Below are 7,921 nucleotides of genomic sequence, written 5' to 3'. Positions count from 1 at the left end.
AATCGTTTAGTAACAACAGATCACGAACTGATTCGTTTCCGGTTAATCAGCGGCATCTTGATGATTTTAGCCGGCGGGCTTATGTTTATCGTAGGTATGAATTACCTTTGAAAGAGGGATTCTACTTGCTGAAATTAAAAGTAAAAAAAATGAAGCATGAGCATGGAGCGATCTCAATCGCCTTTGCTTTTGCCGTGATTACCTTGGTCTTTTTAATGGCTGTAACTTCCCTTAGTTTTATTGGTAACGATACCAAAGGAGCCAGTAATCAACTTATCAAAACTAAAGCCTTTTACGCAGCTGAAGCGGGCATAGATATGGCATTGGGGTTGCTGAAAAATGAAGGAAATGGTTTGTTTACAAATCTGGCCATTGGTGAGGCTTTGGTAAGTTCGACAATAGTGGGTGATTCTCTACTTACCGTTACAGCTACTTCAAATGGCATAACGCAGAGTTTGCAGGTTAAATACCAAATTACTGGTCTCTTACCACAGGCTTTTTATTACGCTGTTAGTTCATTCAATACTGGCAAAAAACTTAGATTTCAAGGCTCTCATACCCCTTATTTAAATGGTGAAATATTTACTTTAAATACTGCTGAGGTAAAGTTCGAAAGTGACTGGGTATTAGGTGGCGTTACTGTTCATGTTGAGGAAGGTACAAACGTAATTAACCAAACGAGTTACAGTTATACACTCGATGAATTTACTTCCGGCAACCCACCTATAACTTGGCCCGTACTAGATACGCAATATTACGACGATTATATCAACAATGTAGGAGGCTATCCGGATTATCCGACCGGTGCTATCACCAGTAATTTGAATTTATCAAGCTTTACTGATAAAGTCATTTATAAAATTGGAAATTTGGTAATCAATAATGGTTGTACCATCACTGGCCCCGGAGTTATAGTAGCCGTCAATGATATAGTTCTTGACGAGGCGGTAACTATAGCGAATAATGTTACGATAATAGCAGGACATGACCTAAAAATCAAAAATGCATCTGTAGTGTCGGGTATGGGATCGGTTTTATTCGGAAGCAATAAAATCCAAGTCTCAGATCCATATACTGCCGTTTCAGGCAGCATGATAAGTCCTAAGGAGATCACAATTGATTGTGATTCGGATTCCACTAAACGCAACGACATGAAAGGCATTTTTTATTCTGGTGGGAAACTCAAGGCTCGTCACACAAATATATTAGGCAGCATTGTCACTGATTATATTGACAAGGAAGATGTACATTGTGTCCACATGGATTGGAATGAGAATTATTTGCCTACCATTGTGCCTCCAGGGTTTACCTCTGGCACACCAACTGTAAACGTCGTTAATGGAACTTGGAGACGTTTATAAGTTTAGGTTTATCATCCTTACTGTAAAAACGGCACCTGGAAAGAGCAATAAAAAAACATCTAGCTACACTCGCATTTTAAAAATACCTACGGCATTGCGAAATGTCATTTCGTATGGAAACCCAGGACAAACTTTTCGAAACAGAATCTCTGGCAGTTTTAGAGGATCCTCTCAAACCACTTTTAACTGAGAAGCAAGAAGAGCTTTTACCAAAAAACAAGAAAGTCGGGAAAGGCATTTTTTACTTCCTATTTGCTGTTTCCGGTTTTTCCGGTCTCATATACGAATCGATTTGGACCCACTATCTCAAATTATTTTTGGGTCATGCAGCTTACGCCCAATCTCTTGTGCTGATTATCTTTATGGGCGGGATGGCACTTGGTGCGTGGGGAATTGGTCGGTATAGTTTAAAAATCCGTAATTTATTGCTGGGTTATGCTCTGGTTGAAGGGGTTATCGGTCTGTTGGGAATCTTATTCCATCCATTGTTTGTTACCGCCACGGATTTAGCATACTTTTCCATCATTCCACAATTAAATAGTGGGATGGCTGTTAATTTCTTTAAATGGGGTTTAGCGTCATTGATTATTCTGCCACAGTCGATTCTACTTGGCGCAACATTTCCGTTAATGAGCGGCGGCATCATCCGCCGGTTTCCCCAAACCCCCGGTCGCTCTTTAGCATTTCTTTATTTTGTCAATAGCCTGGGAGCTGCCATTGGAATTTTAGTCAGTGGTTTTCTGTTGATTGAATACTTCGGTCTGCCCGGTACAATTATGATCGCAGGTATCCTGAACATCTTGCTTGCTTTAGTTGTTGGAGCAATTTGTTACAGAAAAACACACCACCGAAGCCGGGATTTTGTTTCCGAAAAATTCCAGCCCAAAAGAATATCCTCGCAAAGGCTGTCACTTATTTTTCTACTTGTGGCAGGGTTAACCGGAACCGCTTCCTTTATGTATGAAATTGGCTGGATTCGCATGCTCAGTTTAGTGCTCGGCAGTTCGACACATGCATTTGAGCTGATGTTAAGTTCCTTTATTTTGGGCCTGGCGATTGGGGGCTACTTGATTAGCCGCAAGATCGATAAATTATCCAACCCGGTATACACCCTGGGTCTGGTTCAATTGGTAATGGGAGGTTTTGCTTTATTGACCTTGCTATCCTACGGCCAAACGTTTGATTTAATGAGCTATGCAATAAAAACATTTCCAAAAACAGGGCAGGGCTATGCCTATTTCAATCTATTTAGCCATGGCCTGGCAATATTCATCATGCTTCCTGCAACAGTATGTGCAGGCATGACCCTGCCGCTCCTGACTCATACCCTAATGTCCAATGGGCAGGGAGAAGGCTCCATCGGTAAAATCTATGCCGCTAACACCGTTGGAGCTATTGCCGGAGTTTTAATAGGGGTTCATTTGATTATGCCGGTTTTAGGTGTGAAGAATTTAATTGTCATGGGTGGAGGAATTGATATTCTCCTGGGATTAATACTCTTGTGGTATTCGAAATCGCAAATTTCCAGGATAAAATGGAGTGTAGTTGCTGCGATTTTCACAGGGATTGTTTTATTAAATGCTTTTTGGATTGAATTGGATTCGGCGAAAATGGCCTCTGGTGTTTATAGAAATGGCATTGCTGCAAGTGAATCTAAAATTTTGTTTCATAAGGATGGCAAAACAGCGTCTGTCGACCTGGTTAGAAGTGGTTCCGGTAAACTGTCGATTCTTACTAATGGTAAAACGGATGCGACCATAAATTATTCAGCCACCGCATCTCAGGATGAGATCACTATGATAATATTAGCGGCGCTGCCATTATCGCTTCATACCAAAGCAAAAACTGTCGCCAATATTGGTTTTGGGTCAGGGCTGACTTCTCACTTATTATTAATGGATCCTGATATTGACGAAGTAGATATTGTCGAGATTGAACCGGCAATAGTGGAAGCGGCAAAAGGTTTTGGAGAGCGGGTCGCCAATAATTACACTGACCCACGTAGTCATATTTACTTTGAAGACGCTAAAACCTTTTTTACCAACGCAGGTAAACAGTATGATTTAATTATTTCAGAACCTTCCAATCCCTGGGTTAGCGGTGTCGCCGGACTCTTTTCTAAGGAGTTTTATCGCCTGATTCGTAATTACATTAAAGATGATGGGTTATTTGTGCAGTGGATGCATTTATACGAAATGGATACTCCTTTAATCGCTTCGATTATCAAAGCGCTGTCCGAAAATTTTGTTGATTATTCGATTTATTTTACCGGAGATCAGAATATTATTATTCTTGCGGGGAAGCAGCAAATAAATCGCCAGCTCTCAGATAGGATATTCACGATTCCCGGATTGAAACCTGAGCTTGCCCGCGTCAAAATTTTCGGGAAACAAGATTTGCAGTTGCGTAAATTGGGCAGCAAAAAAACGCTGGATCCGTTATTTAATTCCTATGACATTCCTGCTAATTCAGATTATTTCCCGATTCTCGATATAAGGGCGGTTAAAGCAAGATACTTGAAAAGTGATGCGACAGAATTGGTAAGGTTACGTTCTGCACCAATGCCTCTACTTGAGACCTTAGCAAACGATACTGCTCTCCAAACATCGGGGTTCGGCAGTTTGCCTGAAAATTCAATTCTAAGTTATCGGGCACACCAGGGGAAAGCTATTTTTCAATATTTTAGATATTTGGAAGACAGAAACAATACGCCAACTATTCCGATGGATCAAAAAACCACTCAAATTGTTCGTAGCTTCAGGCTGATTCGTGAAAAATGTGAAACCAAAGACATCATTGAAAATTGGTTTCCCTCAATAAGTTATTTATTAGATTTGACCTTGCCTTATTTGTCATCACAGGAAATGAAGATGATTTGGTCAGATATTGAGTCAGCGCCATGTTTCTCGAATATACCCCCGGAAATAATGAATTTGGTGAACCTATATAGATCGTTAGGGAGTCGGGATTTTGACCAGGTTTTAAAAATATCAACTCAACTACTCCCTCCTGGTGCAATAAAGGCTTCACGCTGGAATGATTATTTCCTCATGGCTGCGATGTTAGCGAATCTTGCTCTCGAGAATAAAGCTGCAGCCGTAGAATTATGGAGCCGGTATGAGAATAAAGAAAATCCCATAATTGAGCTGCGTTTATTGAGTGCAGTTTCGAAGCAATAGGTCTAATTTTTTCATTTTCCCTATAAAGGTTACTTAAAGGGTGATCAAGAACGAGAATTTGTGTTTACAAGCAGTTTTAGCGAAGAACAGGAAAGAGAGTTCAACCCCATTCTCGGTGCCGATAAAGACAATAATTCCACGAATATTGTTTTGGCTTAATATGGATTTGTGGTTTGTGGATGATAGCGACAATCTATTAGATCCTTGTTCAACAAATAATAAAGATATGATTGAAGATAATATCAAAGCTGCCATCGAAATTTTTGAAGATAAGGATGATGATGGTGAAGATAATGCCCATGATGATTAGATTTATAGAAATGATAAATAAGGCGCGATTTTAAAAAACACCGGATAAGAAATGTTTTGAATTAGTCATAGGGATCCAGTAAGGAATACAACATTTTATCGACAATGGAAGGTCGATACAGAAATACATTATAATTGAATTCAGTATCTATCGTTTCTTATCCGGCTCTATTTTACCCTTAAGAAATACCAGTCCTAAATTTTGAGATATAAAGGAGCAATGCTCAACCAACGGCACATTTCAGGAAAACCTTGTACTGCGTCACTGTCAATATGCTACAGCAATTCACGGACAAAAATCCCTGTAAATATTATAATCTTAGAAGTTCATACAATTGATTTCACCTTCCTTGCTCAAATTAATCACAGTTTGTTTGAATACTTCTAGCTTTTTTGCAATGGAATCAAAATTCAAACCTAACTTGATTTATTAACCTGAATAATTCACAAATCCTACGCCTGATAGTGTCGGAGATTAGTGAAACGGTCTCAGACACTGGCACTGTTTCAATTTCCATCGTCAATCGTCCAAATATCTTGGGAAATTGGGTATTAGGGAATTAGGATTTGTTTTTTTTTGAGATTTGAAATTCGGATTTTATCGTACTCAGACTAGCAGTCACATCAATATCTTTCTAATCTCCGTTCCCCCTTCTCCCACACTCCGTTTCACGTTTGCCGTTTCACGTTTGCCGTTTCACGTCTCATCAAATTGGCTGAAATGAGCAAATTGATTGGCTGAACTCATCAAATTGGCTGAACTCAGCCAATTGGTTTTCAGTAAGAGAAATTCTCCAAATGCCATATAATCAATAACTTATAACTCTTTTTACACTTTGGCATACCTGTTGCATGTATGAAGGCAAATGGAAAGAAAAAACAAAATAATATTAACCAAAAGTAAGGAGATGTAAAATGAATAGATTAAAGAGATTGATCACATCGAGTATGGCGGTGTTATTGGCAGCCGGAATGGCTCTGAACTTTAGCGCCTGTTCCAAAGAGTCGCCTTTGCAGTCTGAAGCACATTCAATTGCGCCCAAACAGGCAGATGAAGAACTTAAAATACTTAAAGCAAAAACCTACAGCCTTGGCAAACTTTTCGTGAATGAAAAACTGATAACGGTTAAAAACGGCGGTAAAATCCATGTGGGGGATGAGGAGCATGGAAAGAGCAGTCTCCATTTCAAAAGTGGTGACGTCAGCCAAGATGTGTTAGTTCGCTTCTCTTGGGAATCTACGGGATTACTTGAGGGCGGAGCAGAATTCTCTCCAAGTGACGCCGTTTTTAACAACCCAGTTAAGATCACACTTTCTTACAAAGACGCTGATCTAACTGGAATTAATGAGCAAGACATCCGTATCTACTTTTTTAACGAGACGGAAGGTGTCTGGGAACTTATCGCATCCGATGTAAACACTGTGAAGAAACAAGTTAACGGCTATATCGATCACTTCTCGCGTTATGCCCTGGCTGCAAATTAAGATATATAAACAAGGAGGTTTAATTGAAGGCCATCTCTAATTAGGGATGGCCTTTTCTTTTTTCCAAATCTCCCGTCATTTAGAGACATAGCCTGGAGTAGGGTTATTATTGGTCTGCCAGTTGTAACTCATTCGTGATCAAGAACTCGATCGTTTGTAAGCTAATGTCAGAGACTAAACGAGAATTAATAAAAATTGTAGGGGTTGCATTCACACCTAAACGGTTCCCCAGATCAATATCTGATTTTACTTTCTCAATGGTTGTTTGTGATTTTCGATCAGCCTCAAATTGCTTGCAGATCTAACTCTATTTCTGCGGCGATCAAACTAACCATGTTCGGACTACTGTTAAGGTCAGATGCGAACAAGACGTCGTGAAAAACCCAAAACTTTTTCTGCCGGTTTGCAGCTTCAGCTGCCTCTGCAGCCTCACAAGCCTGTGGATGAATGTCAATTTCCATTGAAGGATTGCAGGTTGTCCCTAGTGGAAAATGCTTGAAGAAGACCTGAAGTTTCCCTTCAAATCGTTTAATCAAATCTGCCCGTTCCAAAGATCGCCGAGCAAATGTCGAACCCAATATTAGCCCCTATAGCCGTGAGAGTGAAGTGACGGAATAGCAGATAGCCACAGACTGACAGACTAAATACCAGGAGAGTGAGACATGTAAATCTTAGACTCTTAATAGCCATAAGCAGAAATGAAAACTGGGGGCACTATCACCCCCAGTCTCATTTTTAAATTAGCTTACTTAGTTGGATATTCACATGGCTCTACTGGCCATGGTTCCCCATCTCGCAATTAACAAGTAGTATGACATATCTCTATACACCCCCTAAGTATTTCTGCGCATTCTCGCGATTTACGGACTTTACTCGCGCAATCCTTCATGGCCGCGGCACATAGTGCTTCACACGGCGAGCTCGGCTCTTCTGATTTACCACCCATGAGATGAGACGCCGGAATAGCGACGAGGAATGCCCCCACGAGTACTAAATAGATGAATCGTTTCAATATCTACCTCCACAAGTTATTGTTAATACAAAAAGTTACATTTTGTTCTGCGATTTATAAATTAGAAATAAAGTTAAGATTGTCAAGAGATAAAGTTGTAAGTATGAAAATAACTTTTTGGAATTTAAATATTATCTCGAACGGCTGCTTTTATCTATTTTGTGTATTGCATCAGTGTTATTATGTGACAGAAATTCGCGGATAAAATAAGAATACTGTGGTTTCAAATCCATTTCAAAAGGGTCAATTCAAAGCAGGGGTCTAGCAAACTTAAATCTCATACCTCTTCTTATTCAAAAACTCTTCTTTTCAATTCCCCAAGGCTTTATAACAACCATTGTAAATTGGCTGAAATGAGCAAATTGATTGGCTGAACTCATCAAATTGGCTGAACTCAGCCAATTGGCTTTCAGTAAGGGAAATTCTCCAAATGCCATATAATCAATAAGTTATAACTCTTTTTACACTTTGGCATACCTGTTGCTTGTATGAAGGCAAATGGAAAAGAAAAAACAAAATAATATTAACCAAAATAAAGGAGTTGTAAAATGAATAGATTAAATAGATTGATCGCA

General features: G+C 39.6%; 6 protein-coding genes. 4 read left to right on the top strand and 2 right to left on the bottom strand.

Going from position 1 to position 7,921, the window contains the following annotated elements; all coding sequences use genetic code 11:
- The 4 genes from IIC38_19025 to IIC38_19010 form a co-directional block, all read left to right on the top strand.
- The coding region (locus IIC38_19025) for a hypothetical protein (protein ID MCH8128019.1) at window positions 1-1,361 on the top strand (1,361 nt) is incomplete at its 5' end.
- A gap of 101 nt (window positions 1,362-1,462) precedes the next feature.
- Entirely contained in the window at window positions 1,463-4,540 is a 3,078-nt protein-coding gene (locus tag IIC38_19020) for a spermidine synthase (GenBank protein MCH8128018.1), read from the top strand.
- Window positions 4,541-4,580: 40 nt separating this feature from the next.
- Window positions 4,581-4,850: a hypothetical protein gene (locus tag IIC38_19015; protein ID MCH8128017.1), complete on the top strand. Its 270-nt coding sequence runs from the start codon at window positions 4,581-4,583 to the stop codon at window positions 4,848-4,850.
- A gap of 914 nt (window positions 4,851-5,764) precedes the next feature.
- On the top strand, window positions 5,765-6,334 hold the full coding sequence (locus IIC38_19010) for a hypothetical protein (GenBank protein MCH8128016.1): 570 nt from the start codon (window positions 5,765-5,767) through the stop codon (window positions 6,332-6,334).
- Window positions 6,335-6,440: 106 nt separating this feature from the next.
- Here IIC38_19010 and IIC38_19005 read toward each other — a convergent pair whose 3' ends face one another.
- Together IIC38_19005 and IIC38_19000 are read right to left on the bottom strand one after the other, a co-directional pair.
- The gene (locus tag IIC38_19005; protein ID MCH8128015.1) at window positions 6,441-6,635 is read right to left on the bottom strand and encodes a thioredoxin domain-containing protein; all 195 of its coding nucleotides are present in this window, start codon (window positions 6,633-6,635) and stop codon (window positions 6,441-6,443) included.
- Window positions 6,619-6,912 carry a hypothetical protein gene (locus IIC38_19000; GenBank protein MCH8128014.1) on the bottom strand — a complete coding sequence of 98 codons (294 nt, stop codon included), beginning with the start codon at window positions 6,910-6,912 and terminating at the stop codon, window positions 6,619-6,621. Before IIC38_19000 ends, IIC38_19005 begins: the two co-directional genes overlap by 17 nt.
- Between the last annotated feature and the right edge of the window lie 1,009 nt (window positions 6,913-7,921).

It is taken from the genome of candidate division KSB1 bacterium (assembly GCA_022566355.1).
GTDB lineage: Bacteria > Zhuqueibacterota > JdFR-76 > JdFR-76 > DREG01 > JADFJB01.
Note: the sequence above shows the minus strand (reverse complement) of the source record. Positions and strands in the feature narration are given on the sequence as shown.